Consider the following 23827-nt stretch of genomic DNA (forward strand, 5'->3'; position numbering starts at 1 on the left):
CGGGACTCACTACCCGGTTAGCCGCGCGGAGGCAGGAACCCGACCTTGGCGTACACCTCGGCCAGCACCGGGGTAGCAATCTCGCGCGCTTTCTCGGCACCGGCGTCCAGAATGCGGTCTAGTTCGGCGGGGTCATCCAGTAACTCCAGCGCTCGGGTGCGCACCGGCTGCAACCGGGTAGTGACTGCCTCGGCGAGATCGACCTTCAGGTGCCCGTACATCTTGCCCTGGTACTCGGCGACGATCTCATCGATCTCGCACTCGGTGATCGCAGCGAAGATCGACAGCAAGTTGGATACCCCGGGTTTAGTTTCCGGGTCGAAGCGGATCTCGGTCTGCGCATCGGTCACCGCAGACTTAATGCGCTTGGCGATCACCTTGGGCTGGTCGAGAATGTTGATCAACCCATTCGGTGACTCTGCGGACTTCGACATTTTCTTTGTCGGTTGTTGCAGATCGTAGATGCGGGCCCCGGTTTCGGGGTAGAAGCCGTTGGGGACCACAAAGGTCTCCCCGTAGCGGGAGTTGAACCGTTGCGCCAGATTACGGGTCAGTTCAATGTGCTGGCGCTGGTCGTCACCAACTGGGACTCCCTGTGGCTGATATAGCAAAATGTCGGCGGCCATCAGCATCGGGTAGGCCAGAAGCCCCACCCCGGCGTGCTCGGTACCTTCCTTGGCGGACTTGTCCTTGAACTGGGTCATCCTCGTGGCTTCGCCGAACCCGGTCATGCATTCCAGCACCCAGGCCAGCTGGGCGTGCTCAGGCACTTGGGACTGGACAAAGAGGATGGAGCGTTCCGGGTCGATTCCCCCGGCAATGTACTGAGCAGCAGCGACCCGTGTGCGTTGCCGGAGGTTTTCCGGATCCTGGGGCACGGTGATGGCGTGTAGATCAGGGATGAAGAACAGCGTTTGGAAATCCTGCTGAGTCTTCACCCAGTTCACCAACGCCCCCAAGTAGTTCCCCAGGTGCAAGGAATCCGCCGAGGGCTGCATGCCTGACAGCACCCGGTGCTCGGTGCCAGAGGCCCCAACCAGGTGGGCGGTCTTGGACAGATCAGTGGCGAGCACGTCGGCCGGGCCCAGCGGTCCCGATCCGATCTCGGTCGGTGCTGCGGGGGTCGAGGAAGTGCTGGATGCATCACTCACGGGAATCTTGGCCTTTCTGAGCTCGTGGCGCGTCGAGAAGAAGAACAGGGGAAAACAGGACAATCAGGACTACAGCATCAACATCACCGACACCAGGGAGAGTCTTAGAACTGGTAGTCCACCACCAGCGGCGAGTGGTCGGAGAACCGGGTGTCATAACTGGGGGCTCGATCCACCACGGCAGTGATGGCTTTGTCGGCCAGATCGGGTGTGGCGATCTGGTAGTCGATCCGCCACCCCGCGTCGTTATCGAAGGCCTTGCCCCGGTAGGACCACCAGGTATAGGGGCCGGGGATATCTCCGGCCAGGCGACGCCCCACGTCAACCCAGTTCAGCTGGTCCGGGTCAAAGAACCGGTCGAAATAGGCACGTTCTTCGGGCAAAAATCCGGAGTTCTTCACGTTGCCTTTCCAGTTCTTGATATCGAGTTCGGTGTGTCCGACGTTGAGGTCACCGGTGACCACAGCCAAGCGATGCTCGGTAGCCAATTCGGGCATGCGGACCAACATTTGGTCGAGGAACCGGTATTTATCATCTTGTTTCGGGGTGTCGACTTCACCGGAGTGCACATAGGCGGACACCACGGTGACCGGCTGACCTGACGGAAGCGTGAGATCGACTTCCACCCAGCGCCCAGCGTTGTCGAAGTAGCTATCCCCAATGCCGGTGCGGGTCTGGTCAAACTCCCAACGGGAGGCGACGGCCACCCCGGCACGGCCCTTAGCTTCTGCCTCAGCGTCGTGAATGTGGGTCACATCCCATTCGTCGCCGGTGATCTCGCCGAGCAACTCGCGCAGGATCTCTCCGTTGGCCCGGACTTCTTGCAACGCGAGAATGTCTACTCCGCGCCCATCGAACCAGGACTTCATCTCTCGCCGGTAGGCGGCACGAATGCCGTTGACGTTGACCGTAGCCACCCGCACTGCACCTTGGGGTTTGGGGGCCCCAGCATGGGCGTGGCGAACGCTGGCTGTGCCCCGGGCGGGTGCGGTGGTCTCTGGGCTTGGGGTCTGCGGCGAATCAGTCACCCCACTAGCCTACCGCGTGAAACCAGCAACCCGGATTAGTTAATGACGGTCCCGGAGACCGCTCCCCCACCGGAGTCTTGATCGTCATCAGAACGACGGTGGCGATCCGGGCGGATCATGTCTCGGGCGTTAGCGGCAGTCATCTCGATGGTGTCGAGGGCGCGGTCGATCATCTCCATATCGGCGTGCTGACCTTTGGCCAGTTCTTGGGAGATCACCCGCTTTTGGACCTCAACGATCTTGAATGAGTGGTCCAGTTTGGTATCGCGCATCGGATCGGTTGCCGGCTCATCCACCACGGTGGTTCCCCCACCGCTAGCAGAACCGGGGTTGGCCTGAGCAGCCAAATTGGCGTTCAGGGTGGTGGCCTGCCGGCTAATGGCTCGGGCGCCTTTGCGTACCCAGAACATCGCGATAATAGCCAGGATCAACCAGGCACCGCTAATGATGACCACCAGCCACCCGATCACGTCATTCTGGTTGGCCGCGAACACGATGGCCACCAGCAACACGATAATCATGACCGTCAACGACAGCCGAGAAACCGTCAGAGTGGTACGGCGGGATTGTTGTTGCTGGGATGAATCCAAGGACTGCATGCTATTTAGTATCGCTGAACCATCGCGTGCCACGCCAATTGGGTCTGCAATGTTGCCACCGGGCCGGACTCTACCCACCGGTGCGGTGAATCACCTCAGCAGGTTGATCGTGGTCAACACTGGTGGCCAACGGCGTCTTGCGCACGAACAGTAAAGCGATAAAGGCCACAGCCACTAGTGGGGTGAGAAACAGATAAATCGGCAACAGCGCGTCGTTATACGAGACCACAATCGCATCTTGCAGGTGTGCGGGTAGCTGGTGGACTGCCTCCGGGGTCAAGGAGTTCGCATCGCCGTCAACACCGGCGACCTCCCCAGAAAGAAGTTCCGGGAGTCGGTCCTGCAATGCTGCCGTGAGTCTCTGAACGAACAGTGACCCGACGACGGAGGATCCGGTGGTGGCACCAATTTGTCGGAAGAAGTTGGTGGAGGCGGTGGCGGTTCCGACCATAGAATGCGGGAAGGCGTTTTGCACAATCAGGGTGAGAATTTGAAGCGACATGCCCAGCCCGATACCGAAGATCGCCAGTGTGGTGCACAGCCACCACAGCGGTGAGTCCACACGCAACTCGGACATCAGCACGAGCCCAAGGATGATCACGATAGTTCCGACCAGTGGGAAGATCTTATAGCGTCCGGTGCGTGAGACCAGCATACCGGTCACAATGGAACTGGCCAGGAAGAAGCCCATGAGCGGGACCATCAGCAGTCCGGCCTGGGTGGCGTTGACGCCGGTGACCATCTGAATATACGTGGGGAAATACCCCAGGGCGCCGAACATGGCAATCCCGACCATCAGCGAGGCCAGGGAGGACAAGACGAAATTCGGTTCCTTAAACAGCGACAGCGGGATGACCGGTTCAGTGGCCTTGGCTTCGATCCAGATAAATGCGACGGCAAGTACTACCACCGCACCGATCAGCCCCAGGATGGTCGGTGAGTTCCAGGCGTATTGGTGTCCACCCCAGGTGATAACCAGCACCAGACAGGTGGTGGCGGTGGCCATCACGGTCATGCCCACATAATCCAGTTTCACATAACGGGCGTGTTCGTGGCGGGGCAGGCGCATAAAGAAGGCCACAGCAAGGACCGCTACCAGTCCCAGCGGCGGGTTGATCCAGAAAGCCCAACGCCAGCCAGGACCTTCGGTAAACCAACCGCCCAGCAAGGGGCCTACTACCGAGGACAGGGCAAAAACTGCCCCCATCAGTCCCATGTACTTACCGCGTTGTCGGGCTGGGACCACATCTGCGATGGCTGCTTGGGAGAGAATAATCAATCCGCCACCGCCGATACCTTGGACCGTGCGGGAAACGATCAGCCACTCAATACTTTGCGCTAATCCACCGACCAGGGAGCCGGCCACAAACAACCCAATCGCAAAGAACAGCAGGGGTTTTCGGCCAAAAATATCGGAGATCTGCCCAAAGATGGGCATGGCAATAGTGGTGGCAAGAATGTAACTGGTGATCACCCAGGTCATCTGGTCAACGCCACCGAGTTCACCGACGATGGTGGGTAGAGCGGTGGAGAGAACCGTCTGGTTCATCGAAGCCAACAGCATGGTAATCATCAGGCCGATAAAGACCATGATGACCGAAGTCGTCCCGGAATCCTCGGCCGATCTGTGCTGGCTACTGGCAGTACTCACCCAAACTCCTGAACAGGAAACCTCACCGTCAGTTCGATTTCGAACTCTCTTCCGCTCAGGCTACTGTAACACCCGCTAATTCGAATTCAAACTCAGCGCGGAAAGCTCGTAGGATAGCCTCATGATGCCCGCTCATGATCTGTCCGATGACCAGGTACAGACCTACACCGCGTTGATGACCGCGGCCGCCTATTTGAGGCGTCAAACGGAACGCCTCATGCAGGAGAACCACGAGCTCACGCGGGTACAGTTTCATATTCTGGATCGGCTCAATCGCCACCCGGAGGGCTTGCGTATGCATACCCTGGCTGATTATTTGGCGCATTCCCGCTCGGGGATGACCTACCAGATCTCTCAACTAGAGAAGTGTGGAATGGTGCAACGGGCAAGCAACGCAGATAACGAGCGGGCAGTGGTGGCCCAAATTACCGAGCTCGGGGCACAGGTGTATACCAGTGTGCTAGCTGATCATCGTTCCACGGTGAAAAAGCACTTCTTGGACGTGCTCACGGAGGACGAACAGCGTACTATTCGGCAGGCTATGTCGAAGGTGTTAGATACCTTCGACCGTCCCCGTGATTAGCCGGCGTTGGCCAGGGCTCGTTCGGCAACTTCCACCACGTTGGAGACTAACTCAACCCGGGTCATGGGTCCCACGCCACCGGGATTGGGCGCCATCCACGAGGCTTTTTCTGCCACAGCAGGGTCAATGTCTCCGGTAATCTTGGCCTTGCCATCCTCACCGACGGCGCGCGTGACGCCCACATCCAGCACGATCACACCGTCTTTGACTTTCTCGGCGGTGACCATATGCGGGGACCCCGCAGCTGCAATGATCACATCGGCTTTGCCAAGTAGCTCATCGAGATTGGTGGTGCCGGTATGAGCGAGGGTCACCGTGGCGTTGACATCTTTGCGAGTCAGTACCAGGCCCGCGGGGCGACCGATGGTCACCCCGCGACCAATCACCAGAACGTGCTTGCCGGCTAGATCAATGCCGTAGTGCTTGAGCAAATCCACGCACCCTTTAGGCGTACATGGCAGAGGAGAATTCAGCTCCGCTGAGGCCGAGGCAACCAGTGCCCCCAGGTTCATGGGGTGCAATCCGTCGGCATCTTTACTCGGATCAATCGCCTCCAGCACAGCTTGGGTGTCAATGTGCGCAGGCAAGGGCAATTGCACAATGTACCCGGTACAGTTGGGGTCCTGATTGAGTTCTTCCACCACAGCCAACACCTGATCCTGGGTGGCATCTGCAGGCAGTTGCTTCTGAATGGAGTTAATGCCCACCTCAGCGCAGTCACGGTGCTTACCAGCCACATAGGACTGTGACGCTGGATCATTGCCGACCAGCACAGTCGCAAGCCCCGGTGTCCTGCCCCGCTCACGCAGAGTTGCCACGCGGTTTTTCAGGTCTTCTTTGATGGCTGCCGCTGTAGCTCGGCCATCAAGTTTCTGAGCCGTCATGAAATGAAGTCTCCTCCGGCAGCGTCGTTACCAGTTTTCCAATCCCGAGTACAGCGGAAAGTTCTCGGTCAGCTTCACCACGCGAGCACGTAGCTGCTCTTCATCGGCACCAGGTTTCAGGGCGGTTGCGATGATATCGGCAACTTCTTCGAACTCGGTAGCGCCGAATCCGCGGGTGGCCAGTGCAGGGGTACCAATACGCAGGCCGGAGGTGACCCGCGGCGGACGCGGATCCCACGGCACAGCGTTGCGGTTGACAGTAATGCCGGCGCGGTGCAACAAGTCCTCCGCCTGCTGACCGTCCATGGCCGAGTTGCGCAGGTCCACCAGCACCAGGTGGACGTCGGTACCACCGGTGAGCACAGAAACACCGTGCTCAGCCACATCTGAGGCGCTGAGACGTTCGGCCAGAATGTTAGCGCCTTCCAGTGTGCGCTTCTGGCGCTCGGCGAATTCTTCCGTACCAGCGATCTTAAAGGCCACAGCCTTACCGGCAATGGCGTGCATCAACGGACCACCCTGCTGACCCGGGAAGACCGAGGAGTTGATCTTCTTGGCCAAATCCGCGGTGGAGAGAATGAAGCCAGAACGGGGGCCGGCCAGGGTCTTGTGCACGGTGGAGGTGACCACATCAGCGTAGGGCACCGGGTTGGGGTGCAAACCGGCGGCAACCAAACCGGCAAAGTGTGCCATATCGACCCACAGTTTGGCGTCAACCTCGTCGGCGATCGACCGGAAGGCTTCGAAGTCCAGTTGACGCGGATAAGCCGACCAGCCGGCGACGATCACGGCGGGGCGTTCGGCCTTGGCCTGATCGCGCACCTGATCCATATCGATGCGGTAGGTATCTGGGTCTACTTCGTAGGCGACCACGCGGTGGTTGCGTCCAGAGAAATTGATCTTCATCCCGTGGGTCAGGTGACCACCATGAGCCAATGATAGGCCCTGCATGGTGTCACCGTGGTCCATCAGTGCCTGCATGACGGCCACGTTGGCTTGAGCTCCAGAGTGGGGCTGAACATTGGCGTGTTCGGCAGAAAACAAGCTCTTGGCCCGATCAATCGCCAGGTTCTCAGCGACATCGACGAATTCACAGCCACCGTAGTAGCGCTTCCCCGGATAACCCTCGGCGTACTTATTGGTCAGTACCGAACCCTGAGTTTCCAGGATGGACCGCGGAACAAAGTTCTCCGAAGCGATCATTTCGAGGGTGTTACGCTGCCGGCCTAACTCATCGTTAATGGCGGTAGCAATTTCAGGGTCGAGCTCTGCTAGAGGTTGGGTGTTGAGCGAATTCTGCTCTGTCATCGTGATCCTTCACAATCGTGGGCCGTCAGCCACCGGCAAGGTGGTCTCACGGGTGCGCGACTCGTTGCGCACGTTCGTTTCAGGAGTGCGGAACCCTGGTGAACGGCTCCATCACCCGCTCTATCTCAGCGCAGTAGCGGTGACACAGTGCAACGTACCTGACGAAAAAACGCCTGGCAGATCACACCTCGCACAGCTAGTGCTGGTCGCTTTCCGCTGGTGTGGCCACCTACGCAGTGTGCAACCGCTTCTATCCTAGCTGGCTTCGCACCCCAGCTACGCTGTCGATGACATCAGTTTCAGGGGTCACTCCAACTCAACAGAAACGATTATATTTGAGTCATTCATGCTTAGGTGCACCTCACTTTTCTGAGTCATTCAAAATTGGGAGACTAGAAACATGATCGCAGAGCATGGACACCGACCTCATGATGCTCCGGGGACGCTTCGTGCCCCGGTGTCGCATGACTGGCGTCCTGAACTTCGCGAGGCCGGGCTTCGAGTCACCAAACAGCGCCTTGCGGTGTTGGAAGCTCTTGAGGCCACACCCCATCAAACGGCCGACAACGTCTTAGACATGGTCCGACGCACTCTGCCAGGTATCACGGTCCAATCGATTTACACCGTGATCCACTCGTTGGTTCATGTTGGCCTGCTCCGTAAGCTGGAATTGCCAAATTCCCCCGCCCGTTACGAACCCGAACTCAACGACAACCATCACCACGTGGTCTGCACGGAGTGCGGTCGCATCGATGATGTCAGTTGCGCGGTCGGCCATGCCCCATGTATGCACCCGGAGGGCTACCACGGGATGAAGATCACCGTGGCCCACGTGGTCTACCACGGGATCTGCACTGAGTGCGCAGCTCAACAGGCCGAACCTGAAGTTCTCGACCCAGCGTCTGCGGTTGCATCACGGTCACAGAACAACGAAACCGCACCCGAATGATTTCCTGCCCCTACTATCCACCCCACTATTTCAAGGAGTATTGACATGGCTGATTCCAAGAACGTCAATCCCGGTGGTTCCACCACCCAGGCAGGTATTCCTGCCGTGAGTGACCGGAACTCGCTGACCGTTGGCCCCGATGGTCCGATTGTCCTGCACGACCACCACCTGGTCGAGACTCTGGCACACTTCAACCGGATGAACGTTCCCGAGCGTCGCCCGCACGCTAAGGGTTCCGGCGCTTTCGGTAAGTTCACCGTCACCGAAGATGTCTCGAAGTACACCAAGGCCAAGGTCTTTCAGCCCGGTGCTGAAACCGAAATGCTGGCCCGTTTTTCCACCGTTGCCGGCGAGTTGGGCTCTCCGGACACCTGGCGTGACGTTCGTGGCTTCGCGCTGAAGTTCTATACCGAAGACGGTAACTTCGACCTGGTTGGTAACAACACTCCGATCTTCTTCGTGCGCGACCCCATGAAGTTCCCGCACTTCATTCGTTCCCAGAAGCGTCTGCCGGACAGCGGCCTGCGTGATAAAACCATGCAGTGGGACTTCTGGACTCAGAATCCCGAGTCCGCACACCAGGTCACCTACCTGATGGGACCGCGTGGTTTGCCGAAGTCGTGGCGCAACATGAACGGCTACGGCTCCCACACCTACCTGTGGTATAACGAAGCCGGCGAGAAGTTCTGGGTGAAGTACCACTTCATCTCCCAGCAGGGCGTGGAGTACCTGTCCAACGAAGAGGCCCAGCAATTGGCCGGTGAGGACGCTGAGTTCCACCGTCGCGACCTGATGGAAGCCATCGACGAAGGTAACTTCCCGAAGTGGGACCTCTACGTTCAGGTCATGCCCTATGAAGACGCCAAAACCTACCGCGTGAACCCCTTCGACCTGACCAAGGTGTGGTCGAAGAAGGACTACCCCCGCATCAAGGTTGGTGTGATGGAGCTGAACCGTAACCCGGAGAACTTCTTCGCACAGATCGAGCAGGCTGCCTTCTCCCCGGCGAACATGGTTCCCGGTATGGGAATGTCACCCGACAAGATGTTGCTGGGCCGTAACTTCGCTTACGCTGACGCACAGCGCTACCGCATCGGTACCAATTTCCAACAGCTACCGGTTAACAAGCCGATCGTTCCGGTCCACACCTACAACTTCGAGGGAAATATGTGGTACGAGCACACCGGTGCCCGCTCCTACTACGTGCCGAACTCCTTCGAGGATTCTTACTCCGATGAAGAAGGCGTTGTGCCTAGCTCGTGGGAGGCCGATGGCGAGCTGGTTCGTCAGGCCTACACCTTGCGTGAGGACGACGATGACTTTAGTCAGCCCGGTGCCATGGTGCGCGAGGTCTTCAGCCAGCAGGAGCGCGACGACCTGGTAGACACCGTCTCCGGTGATCTCAGCCAGGTCATTGAGCCGGTGGTCTCCAACGCCATCGAGTACTGGAAGAACATTGACCAGACAGTCGGCGAAGCCATCGAGAAGAAGGTTCGTGGCTAGTCTCTTTCGATAAGTTTCCACCCCACCTGGAATAACGATAAAGTCCCGGCTCGGGGCCTCCCGTGAGGTTCCCGAACCGGGACTTTTGCTGTCTGGCCTCTGATCGACACGGCCCGAACATCAACCTAGTGTTGGTGAGGGTGTCTGCGTCTCAACAGCCATCCACAGCCCACCAAGGCACCAGCCAACAGAATCATCCCGCGGACGGTTGCACCGGTCTTGGCCAGAGAGGATCCTACCGAGGCCTCGTGCTCATCACTGGCTTCAGCACTACCGCGCGCCTGGTCCACACTTTGGGTGTGATCTGGCGTTGAGGCAGCTGCGATTTCACTGCCGCCCGGCTGCTGGCTCGCAGAAGCCGTCTTCGGGGCGACCACCGTGAATGCAACTCGACCGAGTTCATCGCCAGCTTGACCCGCGGGGAATACGACAAACTCATGGTCACCCACCGCGGCCTGGCCCGGCACCGTAACTTGCACTGTTCCCTGCTCGGTGATCGGTGCACCATCGGCAACGTGAACTGGTTCCGAGTGGAACCACACGTCAACTTGCTGTCCAGCCAGTGACTCCATGCCGCCCACGGTGACAGTGTCTCCAGCAGTCCCCTGTGCTGGATCGACCGTCAGTGTGAGGTGCTGATGGTCGTCGGCACCATCGGTTGCACCGTCGGGAGTACCGTTCTGGCTTGGAGACTCCTCAGTGGCGGTATCAGTTGGGGGTTGTGACGTTGAGGGTTCAGCAACGTCCACACTGGGCGAGGTGGTTGCTGCTGGCGCGCTCTCAGTCGGTTCGTTGGATTCAGCATCGTCGGTTTCGACGTCCTCAGGGGTCTCAGACTCTGACTGAGCCGATTCTGAAACGTCAGGTTCGGATTCCGAAGCAGTTCTGAAGGTGATGTCCGTTGCTTCGCCGGTAAAGCGCTTGTCTTCAACTGAACGCACGTAAATACTGGCCGTGTATTCTCTGTCCGGCTCCAGTCGGCTGAGCGTGTAGTGGGAAGCACCAACTTCTGCATCAACAACCCGGCGTGCGGTCTGACCACTTCGGCCATAGGAGATCATCACCTGAACATCCTCGCGCTCCAGCTCATCCCACCGAATATCAGCTGAGGTGGCGTCAACAGACTCAGCTCGCGGATTCGCTACCTTCGGCAATGCTTCCCGCGGTGCGTTGGTGGTGAACTCAACGAAAGCTGGGTCACCGAGGGCATTGTTCTCGTCGAGATCATCGTAGCGAACACGCACCACGTAGCTGGTCTGCGGTGTCAGGTTGTCCAAGGTCACTGTAAAAGGTCCCCAACCACTCAACGAGGACGCCTCGCGATACGCTGAGTCTGGTTCGTCTGCTTTTTTGATTTCCACCAAGGCGCCCCGAGGCTCCTCCTTACCAAAACTAATGCTGGCACGAACGTCAAAGACACGGTCAACCTGGAGGTTCTCTGGGGCCGACGAACGTTCTTCTATCTGCCCCTCAAACAAGGCCGTACGCTGTTCATCGGTCAGCTCGATCTTGGCCTGATAGATCGCGGTGTCCGGGGTCAGATGCCCCACACCGGTCCAGGCAGCCACCCAATATTCACCAGCCGGGTTCAATTTATCGGCGGGAACTGTCAACGTGGAGCTGTGTTCCTGCCCGTTGGGCGTTTGCATACCGTAACTCAACGCGTCAGAGGTAGCCAGTGGCGTAGCTGAGACCGGCTGATCAAAAATTCCCATCATCATCGCGATCTTCCTGCGCCCGGTTGGTGCCGGCAGATCCTCGAGCGTCAAACCAGGCTGTGAGATCTCCAGCCCCAGGCCATCGATGGCATCAGCGGAGGTGATTCGATGCGTGACACCGTAGTTCTTCGCCTCCGTGGTGAAGGTTCGGGTCTTCCAGTCAGTGAAGTTTCCTCCAGCCACTGAACAAACCCGCACCACGTACTGAGTCTTGGGCTCAAGGCCGGTGATCTTGGCGGACTGGTCCGATTCATCTACCAGATCAGTCCAGTCTTCCTCGCCAGAAGCACGATATTGAGCTTGGTAGCCCGTGGCACCATAGGCTTCCGACCAGGACACCACCGCGCTGGTGTCCGTCACGTCTTTGACCTGCAGGCTGGGTACCGCGAAGAGGGCATCGTCTTCCAGCTCGGATAGCGTGTAGGATACCGAGATAGCCTGCGGTAGCTTCTTCGGGTCCGCAGCACCGCCTGAGCTGTACCAGTAGGCTCCCAACCCGGTCGCTTCCACGAAGTCAATGAACTCTTGGGGGAAACTACCCCAGTTCTGGCCTTCCCGCTTCTGCGGTGTTGCGACGTTGCCCACCGCGACGCCCTGATAATCCGGAGTCACTGAGACACCGTCCTCACTCAGGTCCACGGAGACGTTATGAAACGTTGCAATGTCCACGTCTTCAGCACGTTCTAGAATTTCCCATTTGGAAAAGTCATCAATCGCCGAACCATACCCTGTCATGTCTGCGGTAACGGCCCCGTGACCATCCTTCAAGGTCAGGACCGGGTCATGGATCGTGAAGTACACCATCCCGGAGTAGAACATCACGGTGAAACTACCGTCCCATTCGATGCGACCGGAGTTCGTTTCTGGGTCCACATGGCCGGTCCCGTTCGCAATATTGACACGCGACCCCGGTCTGTAGCGGTTCTTCACAGTATTGACCTCGCCATCAGGCCCGGTGATCGATACATTGCCTTCCTGGCCGCTGAAGTACTGCTCAAATTCTTCATTCGATAATGTCCGCGCACCGCGGGTGGAGCCCTCATTGATGTTCGGGACCTCCCCGGCAATGAGCAGATTGTGACCAAACGGGGCCCGACCAGTCGATTCGTCGTTTACACCCCATTGGAAGGTCGCTCCCTCAACTCTTTGTATCGCAGCCATGGCCGGCTGGGTCACCCCGAGACCGGTCACGACAACAGCAGTTGCCACAGCAACCGCGATCAACCACCTCACCATATTTTTAGGCAAGGTCAGACTATTGTACATAGATCACTCCAACGTGAGTTAATGAGTTTTACTTAGGTAACCCTTTTCTAGCTATGTCGGAAAGTCAAACGTACGGCACCCGCTGGTCAAAGTCTCCTCGGAGCGTAGGATTGACACCGACCGAACCGTTTGCTCGCCACACACAGTGCTGTGGCGAGTGCATCTGACGATGGATAAGGATTTAAATGCCCGCCAATACCGTCGCTGAACACCGTCTGGTCGTGACGCTGTCATGCGCCAATCAACCCGGAATCGTGCATGCGATCACCGGCTGTCTGCTCGAGTTAGAGGGTGACATCACCGAATCTCAGCAGTTCGGTTCCCCGGATACCGGGACGTTCTTCATGCGGGTGACCTTCACCTCCCCGTATAGTCCGGAAGAAGCTGACCCGGTATTCGACCAGGTCCGTGAAGAATTCTCTATGGACCTGAATGTCTGGGACGCCAACGGACGGACCAAGACCATCATCATGTGCTCCAAAGACGGCCGAACACTGAACGAGCTACTCTTCCAGCAGCGTGCCGGGACCTTGCCGATCGATGTCCCAGTCATCGTGTCCAATCACCTCGACCTGCAGCCGATGGCATACTTCTACGACATCCCCTTCGTACATATCCCGCTGGTGAAAAACGCCGATGGTACCGACAACAAGGCCGATGCCGAAGCCCGCCTGATGCAACTGGTCGACGAATACAACGTGGAACTGGTGGTGCTAGCACGGTACATGCAGATTCTCTCCGATGAGCTGGTGCAGAAGCTCGAAGGCAAGGCAATCAACATTCACCACTCCTTCTTACCCTCCTTCAAGGGTGTCAAGCCTTATCACCAGGCCCACGCTCGGGGTGTGAAGCTGATTGGTGCCACCGCACACTACGTGACCGCGGATCTGGATGAAGGCCCGATCATTGAACAACGCGTCCACCGGGTTAACCACGGACTCACCGCAGGCGATTTTGTCGACCGCGGCCGCTCTGTGGAGGGGGCCACGTTAGCGCAAGCTGTCCAATGGCACGCTGAACACCGAGTGCTGTTGGATGGACGTCGCACGGTGATTTTCGAGTAGTCCCGCCGGCAGACAACCGCCGGCCCACCCGTTAAGATGGTGTTATGGCACACATTGTGACGATTGCGGGTGCACGCCCGAGAATTGATTCCACCGTTTTCTTGGCTCCAACCGCGACTCTCAGCGGAGATGTAGCGATGGAGGAGAACTCTTCGGCCTTCTACGGCGTCTCCGTTCGTGGAGATACGGCACCGATCCGTGTGGGGCGCAATACCAACCTCCAAGATAACGTCGTCTTGCACGCCGACGCGGGTTTTCCGTGCACCATTGCCGACAACGTTTCGGTAGGACACTCCGCGGTGATCCACGGGGCCACCGTTGAGACCGAATGTTTGATCGGGATGTCAGCGACCGTGATGAATGGTTCGGTGATTGGTGAGCAGTCGTTGATTGCTGCCGGTGCCCTGGTGACTGAGGGCACCGTTATTCCGCCCCGGTCACTTGTCGCTGGTGTTCCGGCCAAGGTGCGCCGGGAGCTGAGCGACGAAGAAGTGGCCCAGCTACAACGCAATTGGGAGATCTACGTGAAGTTAGCCGCCCAACATCAAGACGCTCCCGAAAACCAAAGCCACCTTGACCGTTAGTGCGGTTGCTCAGAGCGGGCGAGCTCCATTTCGCGAGCCCGTTCTTCGGCCTTAAGTCGCGTCAGCTCCTGCCCACGTTCAGCGTCACGTGTCAGGTTCTCCCCGGTTTCTGGGTCGAAGATGTGGATTCGGGAAGAATCGAGCCACAATTTCTTGCTCTGCCCGGGGCGGACCAGCGACTCAGAAGACAGCGTGGCCACGATCTGGGGACGTAGCTCATCGGCATCCAGCTCGCTGGCCAGCTGGTCAAGGTGTCCAGCCACGCGCGGATCTTGTTCGAAAGGAATGTATCCATACTGTTCTGAGCCCAGCCACTCCACGTGGCTGATATCGGCGGAGAACACCGAACCGTTGTCGAGCTTGCGTTCATCAACCAGGCTGGCGTCTTCGAAGAATTCAGGTCGCAGGCCCACCAAGACGATATCGCGACCAGATGCTGCCTGGCGCAGTCGTTCGGTTGCCGGGATATCGGCCACCGGCGAGGACAGCACCGGACCATCCGCTGTATCTTTCAGCGTGGCAGGTAAGAAGTTCATGGACGGGGAACCGATGAATCCGGCTACGAAGAGGTTCAGCGGTTGTTCATAGAGCTCACGGGGTGAGCCCACCTGCTGAAGTTCACCTTTTTCAACACCGCGACCCGATCGCCCAGGGTCATCGCTTCGGTCTGGTCGTGAGTGACGTAGACCGAAGTCACTCCGAGACGCCGCTGGAGCTGAGAGATTTCAGCCCGCATCTGACCACGCAACTTGGCATCGAGGTTTGACAGTGGCTCGTCAAACAGGAACGCGTCGGCATCCCGGACGATAGCGCGCCCCATGGCCACGCGCTGACGCTGACCGCCGGAGAGGTTGGCGGGCTTGCGCTCCAAATGTTCGGTAAGCTCCAAAAGTTTAGCGGCCTCCGTGACTTTTTCGGTCACCTCAGCATCGCTGGCTTTAGCCAGACGAAGGGGGAAAGCAATATTCTCGAAGACGCTCAGATGCGGATAGAGCGCATAATTCTGGAACACCATGGCCAGGTTGCGGTCTTTGGGCGCATCTTCATTGACGCGCTGACCGTCGATGTACAGGTCGCCGGCGGTGATGTCTTCCAATCCCACGATCATGCGCAACAAGGTCGACTTGCCGCAACCGGATGGACCGACAAGGATCACGAATTCTCCGTCCGAGATCTCCAAAGAGACGCCTTTAATGGCGGGGAATCCGTCGTCGTAGTGTTTGACTATCTGGTCCAGAGTAATCGATGCCATGATCCTGCTGGTGTCCTATCTATTGGTTGGATGTTCTGTCATGCTACCGCCGGGGCCGGCGCTGGACTAGCCCTTCACCGCACCGCTGGTCAGGCCCGAGACAATCTGACGTTGGAAGAGCACCACGATAATAATGATCGGAATGGTGACCACTATCGCTGCGGCGGAGATCGCACCAGTGGGGTCCTCGAACTGGGAGGCGCCCGAGAAGAAGGCGAGCGCCGCCGGTACGGTACGAGCAGATTCGGTTGAGGTCAAGGACATGCCGTAGACGAAATCGTTCCAGGCGATAAAGAACGCGATGATCGCGGTGGTGAACACTCCGGGGGCAGCCAACGGCACAATGACTTTGCGGAAGGCCTGGAATGGGGTGGCGCCATCGACCTGGGCGGCTTTTTCCAGCTCCCAGGGGATCTGCTGAAAGAACGCCGCAAGTGTCCAGATTGAGATCGGCAGCGTCAGCGACAGGTAGGGAATAATCAACCCGAGCCAAGTGTCGTAGAGACCGACGGTCCGCCACATATTGAATAGTGGTGTGACCAAAGAGATCACCGGGAACATCGAGACCATCAGGGACACCCCGAGCACAATCCTTTTGCCGGGAAATTCCAGTCGCGCGATGGCATAGGCGGCGATAGTGGCTAACACGACGGCGATCGCGGTGGCGATCACCGAAATGCCGATGGAGTTCCACAAGGCAGAGAGGAAGAGCTCACGGGAGTCACCCACGATGATTTCTTCGTAGTTGACCAGGGATAAGTTGGTGGGCAGGAAATTGCGGTTGGACAAATCCGCCGGGGTCTTAAAGCTGGTGGCCAAGATCGAGGCGACCGGGAACAGGCACCATAGGGTGACAAATCCAACCAGCACGATCCAACCGACCTTGATCCATAAACCGCGACGTTTGGCTTTCTCCGCGGTGGCCTCCATGGAGGTAGCCTCACCAGTGCTGCGAACCGTGGTGCTCATTTCTTGGATCCTCCTTGACCGGTCAGATCGACTTTGAAGATCTTAATAGAGACCAAGGCAATCAGTGCGACTGCCAAGAACAGCAGTACCGAGACAGCAGATCCCAAACCAATTTCGAGTCGTCCGATCGACGTGCGATAAGCCAACAGACTGAGCACCTCGGTGCCGTAGGCGCCCTGCGTCATGATGAAGACCGCATCGAAGATGCGGAAGGCATCCAGCGCGCGGAACAGCACGGCCACCATGATGGAAGCCTTCATATTGGGGATGATGACGCGCCAGAGTCGCTGGAACCAATTGGCGCCGTCAACCGCAGCAGCTTCCTCCAGTTCCTGAGGCACCTGGGCAAGCCCGGCCAAGAGCAGCAGCGATATGAACGGCGTGGTTTTCCAGATTTCGGACAACATGATCACTGTGAGTGCGGTACCGGCCTGGGCAAACCAGTTCAGGTTTTCATCGACTCCAGGCAGAAAGTCCAGCCACGAGTTCATGTATCCCGAGTCGGAGGAGAACATGTAGTACCAGGCGTAGGCCGACACTACGGTAACCAGCCCATAAGGAATCAGAATCACGGTGCGGACGAAGCCACGGGTCCCGCGTATGGCCTTATGCATCACCAGTGCGAGCGCGAAGCCCAATACCAACTCCACCAACACTGTCACCACCGTGATCAGTACGGTGACTCCTAGGTCCCGCCAGAACACCGCATCGGTAAGCACTGTGGCATAGTTACCCAATCCGACGAAGGCACGGTCATCGGGTGCGGTCAGACGGTAGGAGAACAGCGAGTCCCACACCGCTTGGAGCAACGGGTAGAAGATCACCAGCACCATGATGAAGAAAGCCGGTCCGGCCAAGAACCATCCGAGACGGGCTTCGGATTTTGAGCGTTGGGACCGTTTCTGTTTCCCTGGTGCCGGCGCGTTTGTCGTCGGCCGGCCGGGTTCTGGGGCTTGTTGAGTAGGAGTAGCTGAGCTCACAATAACGCCTCGCCTCGAAGTACTTCGGTGATGAAGTTCCCGGTACGTCCCGCGGTCTCTTCGCTCACCTCAGACGGTGGTGTGAATTCTTGCTGGATGGCGGTCGAGACCTCGTTGTAGTACGGGGTCTGTGGACGTGGGGCTGCGATGTCCAGAGAATCCCGGATGGCGTCTTTCATCGGGTACTGTTCATCGATGCCCGGGTAGTCATAAGCCGACGCCGAGGCCGGCGGGTTGCCGTTGCTGATGAAGTATTCGGCTTGGTTCTCGGGACTCACGATGCACTCAATGGCGTCCCAAGCCAACTCTTGGTGTTCTGATTCGGCACCTACACCGAGGTTGATGCCTCCGGTAGGTGGGGTAGCTTGCTGGTCTGCGAAGGTGCGCGGGTATGTGGTCCAACCAATATCGTCGAGTAGCGACTCGTCGAACTGGCCTTCTTCCACTGCAGACTGGGTGGCCGGCCAGATAAACGGCCAGTTGACCATAAAGGAGCCACGGTCTTGCTGAAAGACCAACATGGCTTCGTTCTCGGCTTGGGTTGGTAGCCCAGGGCTTCCCAGGCCTTCGGACCCGATCGTGCCGACGATCTCGGCAGTCTTGCGACCTGCCTCAGAGTCCAGACCAATTTCCGTATCTTCCACCGAAGCTTCAGGGTTCTCCACGATCTGTTCACCACCGGATTCCATCATGGCGTTGACCCAGACCGTCATCGACTCGGCTTGTGCGCCGTGGACTGCTAGGAATTTGTCCTGATCACGAGCCACCTCGATGAGTTGATCCCAGGTGACCGGTTCATCCATGTTCAGGCCGGCTTCTTCAACCACGGATTTGCGGTACCACAGCAGCTGGGTGTTGGCCCAGAATGGGACGCCCATGAGCTGGTCTTTCCACGTCGCGCCTTCCAGCGCACCGTCGAGGGTATCGTGGGTGGTTCGCTCGGCCACGTCATCTGGTACCGGAGCCAAGAACCCTGGTTCGGACAACTCAGGCAGATACGGCGGGTCCAGACTCATGATGTCCATGGTGGAGTCGCCGGCGGCCAGCCGTCGGGTGAGTTGCTCGCGTTGCGAAGAGGCATCACGCGGTAGCATCGAGGTTTCGATGCGGTAGGCGCCGTTAGCTTCGGCGGTACACTGTTGGGCCAGTTCGGCTTGTCCGCCGTCATCGGGGTTGGTGTACCAGGTCAGCACCGGAGTTTCGTCTTGCGGACCGCATCCGGAAACCACGAGAGACAAGGCGACACCCAGGCAAGCGAGGGTGCCCGCTCGGTGGCGCCGGGTGGACTGATGTGCCACAACAATCACTTCGCTTCACAATATCGGTGGTCCTCACGCCAGGTGACTCTGCCCGATCATGAGGAGCGTTTATGGCCTAACCTTAGACCCACCATGGCGCAATTTGAAATATTTCACACCAAACTGGTACCGCTACTCGGTTGTTGTCAGGGAATAATACGCCGCTCAAACCATTCTGTGCTGATCTCCCCCACCTCTTCGGGCGGACGCCGGTGCCACCCAGCCAGCAGGCCAATCATCTCGCACAAAAGTGTGATATCCACCATATCAGGTTACCCTGTTAACAAAAAGATACGCCGCTATTCACATTGGGGCGCATCGTGATGTAACTTAGGTCATACAGTCAGTTAGTGAACCATACAATCAAAGAATGCGAGGTTAGCCGTGAAAAATAAAGTACTAGCGTCTGCGGGCTTCGCTGTGTGTTTCCTACTTGCAGGTTCCCCCGCGGCAATTGCGCAGACTGATCATCACCAAGACAATTCTCCAGCTGTCTCCACAGCTCAAGGAGAAGGCAATACAGTCGAATACAATGCATTTTTTGAACGCACCGAAGAGGGCTCGGAGTATATCCATCTAGAATTGTCGCACGGCAAAGCCTCTCTTCAAGAAGACGGAACCGTCATCGTTACCTCCGATAATGGTGAACTTGTCGAAAAGCTAGATACGAAAATCCCCGTCCCTGCCTACGACGAAGTAGTCGAGGTGTCATACGAAGTCAGCGACGACGGTCAAGATATAACCGTATCACTCCCATCGTTACACTCAGAGAGTAATTCAGAAACGGATATTGTGGCTGTGCCGTATGAGGTCGAATGTGGCCTCCCTGGCCTTCTCGTAGGGCTAGGTGGCGGAGCCTTACAGGGACTAGGCGGCGGGGCAGCCGGCGCTGCACTCGGAGCATTAGGTGGAGCCATCACGTCCGGCATCGCCGCCGCAATTGAATGCTAAGCCAAGAATCGCGTCATGACCCGTGCGCCTTTACCTGATTGCGTTATGACTGGATACCTTGGAGCCAAACATGAACTACCTACAGGCCTTTATATCTGGCACATTGACAGGCCTTGCAAGTATTTTGCTAGTGTATATTTTCGATGACACGCTCTCGGTAGTTACCGCCCCTATATTTCTAATAACACCAATAGCAATAGGACTTGCAGCTACATTTATATCTAAGAAACACTCAGCTAAGGGGCCCCCAGAATAACACTGGCGTGTGGGCGAGTCTTCAAATTCGAAGACATAGCTTGGTGTCCCACATTTGCGAATGTCACACAGGGATCGGGCCAGGGCGTCTGGCACTTTAGCACCGAGTGGCGTCGAGCCGGTTGCAGAACACCTCGACGTGTTGCGCGTAAGGTAGCTGTACCCCTGATCTGCCAGTTGACAACCATGTGCGTGACCAGATGAGGGTGTCAGATTGTTTGTGTACAGAGTTATCGATGAGAGGACATGATGATGACCATGACGGATGATCGTGTTGATCAGCCTGGTGGGGCTGATGTTGTTGCGCAGTTGAAGGCCAGTGGCGCCTTGGACGAGCTTTTCGCTCGGATCGACGCCGGTGAGATCGAGCTGACCGGCAACGGTGGAGTGATTCCTGAACTGATCAAGGAAGCACTCGAACGGGGCCTGCAGGCTGAGATGACCTCGCATCTGGGTTACGGGCCTGGTGACCGGGAGGCTAAAGCCGTCACGGACCGGCCGGTCAATGCCCGTAATGGCTCGTATTCCAAGACGGTCGCCAGCGAGGTCGGCGATATCGAGCTGACGGTGCCTAGGGATCGTGACGGGTCGTTCACCCCGCGTCTGGTGCCTAAGGGCTCGCGCCGGCTGGGCGGGCTGGATGAGATGATCATCAGCTTGTATGCCGGTGGAATGACGATCCGCGATATCCAGCATCACCTGGCTGTCACGATCGGCACGGAGCTGTCTCACGAGACGATCGCCAATATCACCGACGCCGTGCTGGAAGCCGTTGTGGAATGGCAGAACCGGCCGTTAGAAGAGTTCTACCCCGTGATCTACCTCGATGCGATTCGGGTGAAGGTCCGCGATGGCGGGCATGTGCGGTCAAAAGCGGCACACATCGCTGTCGGCGTCGATATGGACGGCATCAAGCACGTCCTGGGCATCTGGGTCCAGGACACCGAAGGCGCCGCGTTTTGGGCCCATGTCTGTGCCGAGCTTGCCAACCGCGGGATCCGCGATGTGCTCATCGTCTGCTGTGACGGGCTGACCGGCTTGCCAGAGGCTATCGAAGCGACCTGGCCGGACTCGCTTGTCCAGACGTGCGTGGTGCACCTGATCCGGGCAGCGAACCGGTTCGTCACCTACGGCGATCGCAAGGCGGTTTCACAGGCTTTGAAGGCCATCTACACCGCAAGCAACGAGGATACTGCCAAGGCTGCCCTGGAGGATTTCGCAGCTTCTGAACTCGGTCAGAAATACCCGTCAGCGGTCGCGACCTGGACAAACGCCTGGGAGCGTTTCGTGCCGTTTTTGGCGTTCCCGCCAGCGCTGCGGCGGGTGATCTATACGACGAATGCGATCGAGTCATTGAACTATCAGCTGCGCAAGGTCACGAAGAACCGCACTCAGTTCCCCACCGACGACGCGGTGGTGAAACTCTTGTGGCTAGCGATCTGCACGATCGAGGACAAACGCGCACGCCAACGAGCCAAGGAACGCGGCAAACCCGCCAGCCAGCGCAAAGCCGCCGGCAGACTCGTCGAAGGACAAGTCACCACGAACTGGAAACAGGCACTAGCCCAACTCGCGGCAGCCTACCCCGACCGAATGAACCCATACCTGTAAACCCAACCCCCGTACACAACAGAATTGACAACCTCTGACCAGATCGGTCACAGCCGTGGAATAGCAAAATGCGGCTCTTCGTGTTTGAGGGGGTGCCCCTACACACCGGTGCGGGATTGCTCACTGAACGTCAGCAGACGCGCTTAGACGAACTATTCCATAACGACCAGCATGTTGAGGTTGAAGCCACCAGAGAGCGTTCTATCAGTGGATGGTTACCGCCTACCGGGACCGGGACCCAAAGAAAGGCAAACAAACCATGCAACACGTCATCAACTCTCTAACCAGTGGTATCTCGAGCGTGTTAGGCGAGGTTCGTCAGCTCGCCGGCACCCTGAAACAACGAGTTGGAGACATCCTCGCCTACTTCGACCACCCCGGCAGTAGCAACGGGCCCACAGAAGCAATCAACGCCCGACTCGAACACCACCGTAGCTCAGCCCTCAGGTTCCGGAACCCAACCAACTACATCACCAGAAACCTGCTCAAGGCCGGCCGATCCAGACCCCACCTGCACCCTCAGTAACAATGAGCCCAAAATGCAATCTCGCTAGGATGCGCTCATGAGCACTACCAAGATCATTATATTCGGCGCACTACTAGGCCTTGTAAATATATTAGCCATTGCACTGTCAAATGACCCATTAACACCGTTTTCTATCTCTGCCTATTTTCTCATGCCAATCGCGATCGGATTTTTAGTTAAATTCCTTTTTAGGAATGAATCGAAAGAATAACACCACATTACAGGCTCATCGTAATTGAGAGTGTAGAACTGGTCTGAAGCCGCCGGACTCGAGCAGACATCTCGCGATGTAGTGCGTGAGGTTGCGGAAGCCGAGTGCTGAGCCCCGTAGGTGTTCGAGCCTGCCATTGATCGCTTCGGTAGGCCCGTTCGACGTTCCCGGTCGGGTGAAGAACGCCAGGATATCAGCAGCTCGACGCTTCAGAGTCCGTCCCAACCGTTTGAGTTCGGCCAGTCCTGTCGGCAGATTCGTCGTCAGATCGTCGATGACTGTTTGTAAGAGCTTCTTGCCCTCGTTGCCGTCGTTGGTTCGGTAGGCGCGCACAATGTCTTGATAGACGGCCCAGGTGACTTCGACGGCGGTGAAGTTGGCGTCGGCGAAGAGGCTTACGATCCGCTCCTGCTGTTTGGCCGTGAGCAGATCAGCACCGGTGTGCAGAGTCCTGCGCGCCCGATACAACGGGTCTGTTGCTCGTCCGCGATGCCCGGTGGTCTCCTGCTGAATGCGGCGGCGTACCTCGTCGAGGGCATCACCGGCGAGTTTGACGACGTGGAACGGGTCCATGACTTCGACAGCCTCGGGCAGTTCCTCAACGGAGGCTGTTTTGAAGCCGGAGAACCCGTCCATCGCGACGACGTCGATGCCATCACGCCAGTCTTTCGGTCGGGCTTTCAACCATTGCTTGAACACCTGTTTCGATCGTCCGGGCACCATGTCGAGCAGGCGTGCCGGGCCTGCTTTCTGGCTGATGGGAGTAAGGTCGATGATGACGGTGACGTACTTGTCACCGCGCCTGGTGTGCCGCCAGACGTGTTCGTCGACACCAATGACGCTGACCCCGTCGAACCGGGCCGGGTCGTCGATCAGCAGTCGATGTCCCTGCGCGAGGATCGCGGAGTTCGCGGTGTGCCAGGACACGGCGAGTTTGCCTGCGATCACGGACACGGTGTCGTGGTCGATGACGAGGGCACGCAGCGCCCAGTCGAGGCCGGTTCGCGAGATCTTCGCTCGTGGTGGCGCCGCAGCAGTGGTGTTCTGACGCCATACGCGGCCGCATTCGACGCATTTGTACCGGCGGAGGCGAATGTGAAGCGTGGTGGGCCGGTGGCCGAAGGGTTCGTGGGCGAGGCGGCGGACGACGGTGTCGCGGACGATCCCGTGCCCGCCACACCGTCGGCACCAGTCATCGGCAGTGTTGGGCTGGCATTCCAGAATGGCTTTGTGCCCGGTGATGTGCTGGCCAATGCACGTGAGGTCAAGGGAGTCGAGCCGGCAGAACGTCGTGAGATCAGGAGATGAGAAAGTAAGCTTGGACACGTCGAGGTCTTTCGGATGGACTGTGTAAGAACTTCCATCATCGGAAGACCTCGACGTCTATCCGGGCAGCGCCACGCCGTGTCCTGAAATCACTGATCCACACCCTCAATTACGAAGAGCCACATTACACCAGCACATACATGAGTGACTCTTAACCAAG

General features: G+C 57.9%; 18 protein-coding genes and 2 pseudogenes. 8 read left to right on the forward strand and 12 right to left on the reverse strand.

Annotation, left to right across the window (positions count from 1 at the left end):
- Nucleotides 1-17 precede the first annotated feature (17 nt).
- The 4 genes from trpS to DCC27_RS06835 form a co-directional block, all read right to left on the reverse strand.
- Nucleotides 18-1088 carry a tryptophan--tRNA ligase gene (gene trpS, locus DCC27_RS06820; RefSeq protein WP_371682204.1) on the reverse strand — a complete coding sequence of 357 codons (1071 nt, stop codon included), beginning with the start codon at nt 1086-1088 and terminating at the stop codon, nt 18-20.
- A 167-nt stretch (nt 1089-1255) separates the two neighbouring features.
- Complete coding sequence (locus DCC27_RS06825) at nt 1256-2179, reverse strand: exodeoxyribonuclease III (RefSeq protein ID WP_371682187.1); 924 nt, start codon at nt 2177-2179, stop codon at nt 1256-1258.
- Between the two features lie 35 nt (nt 2180-2214).
- On the reverse strand, nt 2215-2778 hold the full coding sequence (locus tag DCC27_RS06830) for a hypothetical protein (protein WP_183145635.1): 564 nt from the start codon (nt 2776-2778) through the stop codon (nt 2215-2217).
- Nucleotides 2779-2848: 70 nt separating this feature from the next.
- Complete coding sequence (locus tag DCC27_RS06835) at nt 2849-4429, reverse strand: MDR family MFS transporter (protein WP_371682188.1); 1581 nt, start codon at nt 4427-4429, stop codon at nt 2849-2851.
- A gap of 121 nt (nt 4430-4550) precedes the next feature.
- Here DCC27_RS06835 and DCC27_RS06840 point away from each other — a divergent pair, with 121 nt between their 5' ends.
- Nucleotides 4551-5012, forward strand: a complete 462-nt coding sequence (locus tag DCC27_RS06840) for a MarR family winged helix-turn-helix transcriptional regulator (protein ID WP_110110959.1) — start codon at nt 4551-4553, stop codon at nt 5010-5012.
- On the opposite strand, the gene DCC27_RS06845 is transcribed toward DCC27_RS06840, so the two are convergent.
- Both DCC27_RS06845 and glyA read right to left on the reverse strand, forming a co-directional pair.
- Entirely contained in the window at nt 5009-5896 is an 888-nt protein-coding gene (locus tag DCC27_RS06845) for a bifunctional methylenetetrahydrofolate dehydrogenase/methenyltetrahydrofolate cyclohydrolase (RefSeq protein ID WP_110110958.1), read from the reverse strand. The genes DCC27_RS06840 and DCC27_RS06845 overlap by 4 nt on opposite strands.
- Before the next feature lie 27 nt (nt 5897-5923).
- Nucleotides 5924-7204, reverse strand: a complete 1281-nt coding sequence (gene glyA, locus DCC27_RS06850; RefSeq protein ID WP_110101381.1) for a serine hydroxymethyltransferase — start codon at nt 7202-7204, stop codon at nt 5924-5926.
- Between the two features lie 400 nt (nt 7205-7604).
- Between glyA and DCC27_RS06855 the strand changes: the two genes are divergently transcribed.
- Together DCC27_RS06855 and DCC27_RS06860 are read left to right on the forward strand one after the other, a co-directional pair.
- Complete coding sequence (locus tag DCC27_RS06855) at nt 7605-8153, forward strand: Fur family transcriptional regulator (protein ID WP_110110957.1); 549 nt, start codon at nt 7605-7607, stop codon at nt 8151-8153.
- Nucleotides 8154-8198: 45 nt separating this feature from the next.
- Nucleotides 8199-9656: a catalase gene (locus tag DCC27_RS06860; RefSeq protein WP_110099388.1), complete on the forward strand. Its 1458-nt coding sequence runs from the start codon at nt 8199-8201 to the stop codon at nt 9654-9656.
- Between the two features lie 125 nt (nt 9657-9781).
- Here DCC27_RS06860 and DCC27_RS06865 read toward each other — a convergent pair whose 3' ends face one another.
- Entirely contained in the window at nt 9782-12640 is a 2859-nt protein-coding gene (locus tag DCC27_RS06865; protein WP_110110956.1) for a fibronectin type III domain-containing protein, read from the reverse strand.
- Between the two features lie 185 nt (nt 12641-12825).
- Between DCC27_RS06865 and DCC27_RS06870 the strand changes: the two genes are divergently transcribed.
- Nucleotides 12826-13704 carry a formyltetrahydrofolate deformylase gene (locus DCC27_RS06870; protein ID WP_110110955.1) on the forward strand — a complete coding sequence of 293 codons (879 nt, stop codon included), beginning with the start codon at nt 12826-12828 and terminating at the stop codon, nt 13702-13704.
- A gap of 44 nt (nt 13705-13748) precedes the next feature.
- Nucleotides 13749-14288, forward strand: a complete 540-nt coding sequence (locus tag DCC27_RS06875) for a gamma carbonic anhydrase family protein (protein WP_110099391.1) — start codon at nt 13749-13751, stop codon at nt 14286-14288.
- Here the strand turns inward: DCC27_RS06875 and DCC27_RS06880 are convergent.
- The 4 genes and pseudogenes from DCC27_RS06880 to DCC27_RS06895 all read right to left on the reverse strand — a co-directional run bounded on the left by DCC27_RS06880 (nt 14285) and on the right by DCC27_RS06895 (nt 18787).
- Nucleotides 14285-15540: pseudogene (locus DCC27_RS06880) on the reverse strand (ABC transporter ATP-binding protein). The gene DCC27_RS06875 and the pseudogene DCC27_RS06880 overlap by 4 nt on opposite strands.
- A 66-nt stretch (nt 15541-15606) precedes the next feature.
- Nucleotides 15607-16470, reverse strand: a complete 864-nt coding sequence (locus DCC27_RS06885) for a carbohydrate ABC transporter permease (RefSeq protein ID WP_110099443.1) — start codon at nt 16468-16470, stop codon at nt 15607-15609.
- A 35-nt stretch (nt 16471-16505) separates the two neighbouring features.
- On the reverse strand, nt 16506-17489 hold the full coding sequence (locus DCC27_RS06890; protein WP_244924691.1) for a carbohydrate ABC transporter permease: 984 nt from the start codon (nt 17487-17489) through the stop codon (nt 16506-16508).
- On the reverse strand, nt 17486-18787 hold the full coding sequence (locus DCC27_RS06895; RefSeq protein ID WP_210403459.1) for an extracellular solute-binding protein: 1302 nt from the start codon (nt 18785-18787) through the stop codon (nt 17486-17488). The genes DCC27_RS06890 and DCC27_RS06895 overlap by 4 nt, the downstream gene beginning before the upstream one ends.
- 384 nt (nt 18788-19171) lie before the next feature.
- Between DCC27_RS06895 and DCC27_RS06900 the strand changes: the two genes are divergently transcribed.
- The 3 genes and pseudogenes from DCC27_RS06900 to DCC27_RS06910 all read left to right on the forward strand — a co-directional run.
- Nucleotides 19172-19738, forward strand: a complete 567-nt coding sequence (locus DCC27_RS06900) for a hypothetical protein (protein WP_110110954.1) — start codon at nt 19172-19174, stop codon at nt 19736-19738.
- Nucleotides 19739-20251: 513 nt separating this feature from the next.
- Nucleotides 20252-21604 carry an IS256 family transposase gene (locus DCC27_RS06905; protein WP_117328669.1) on the forward strand — a complete coding sequence of 451 codons (1353 nt, stop codon included), beginning with the start codon at nt 20252-20254 and terminating at the stop codon, nt 21602-21604.
- A 98-nt stretch (nt 21605-21702) separates the two neighbouring features.
- Nucleotides 21703-22130: pseudogene (locus DCC27_RS06910) on the forward strand (transposase); the annotation flags it as partial.
- Between the two features lie 226 nt (nt 22131-22356).
- Here the strand turns inward: DCC27_RS06910 and DCC27_RS06915 are convergent.
- Nucleotides 22357-23667 carry an ISL3 family transposase gene (locus DCC27_RS06915; RefSeq protein ID WP_117328639.1) on the reverse strand — a complete coding sequence of 437 codons (1311 nt, stop codon included), beginning with the start codon at nt 23665-23667 and terminating at the stop codon, nt 22357-22359.
- Between the last annotated feature and the right edge of the window lie 160 nt (nt 23668-23827).

Origin of the sequence: Auritidibacter sp. NML130574 (assembly GCF_003185725.2) — a bacterium.
Lineage (GTDB): Bacteria > Actinomycetota > Actinomycetes > Actinomycetales > Micrococcaceae > Auritidibacter > Auritidibacter ignavus.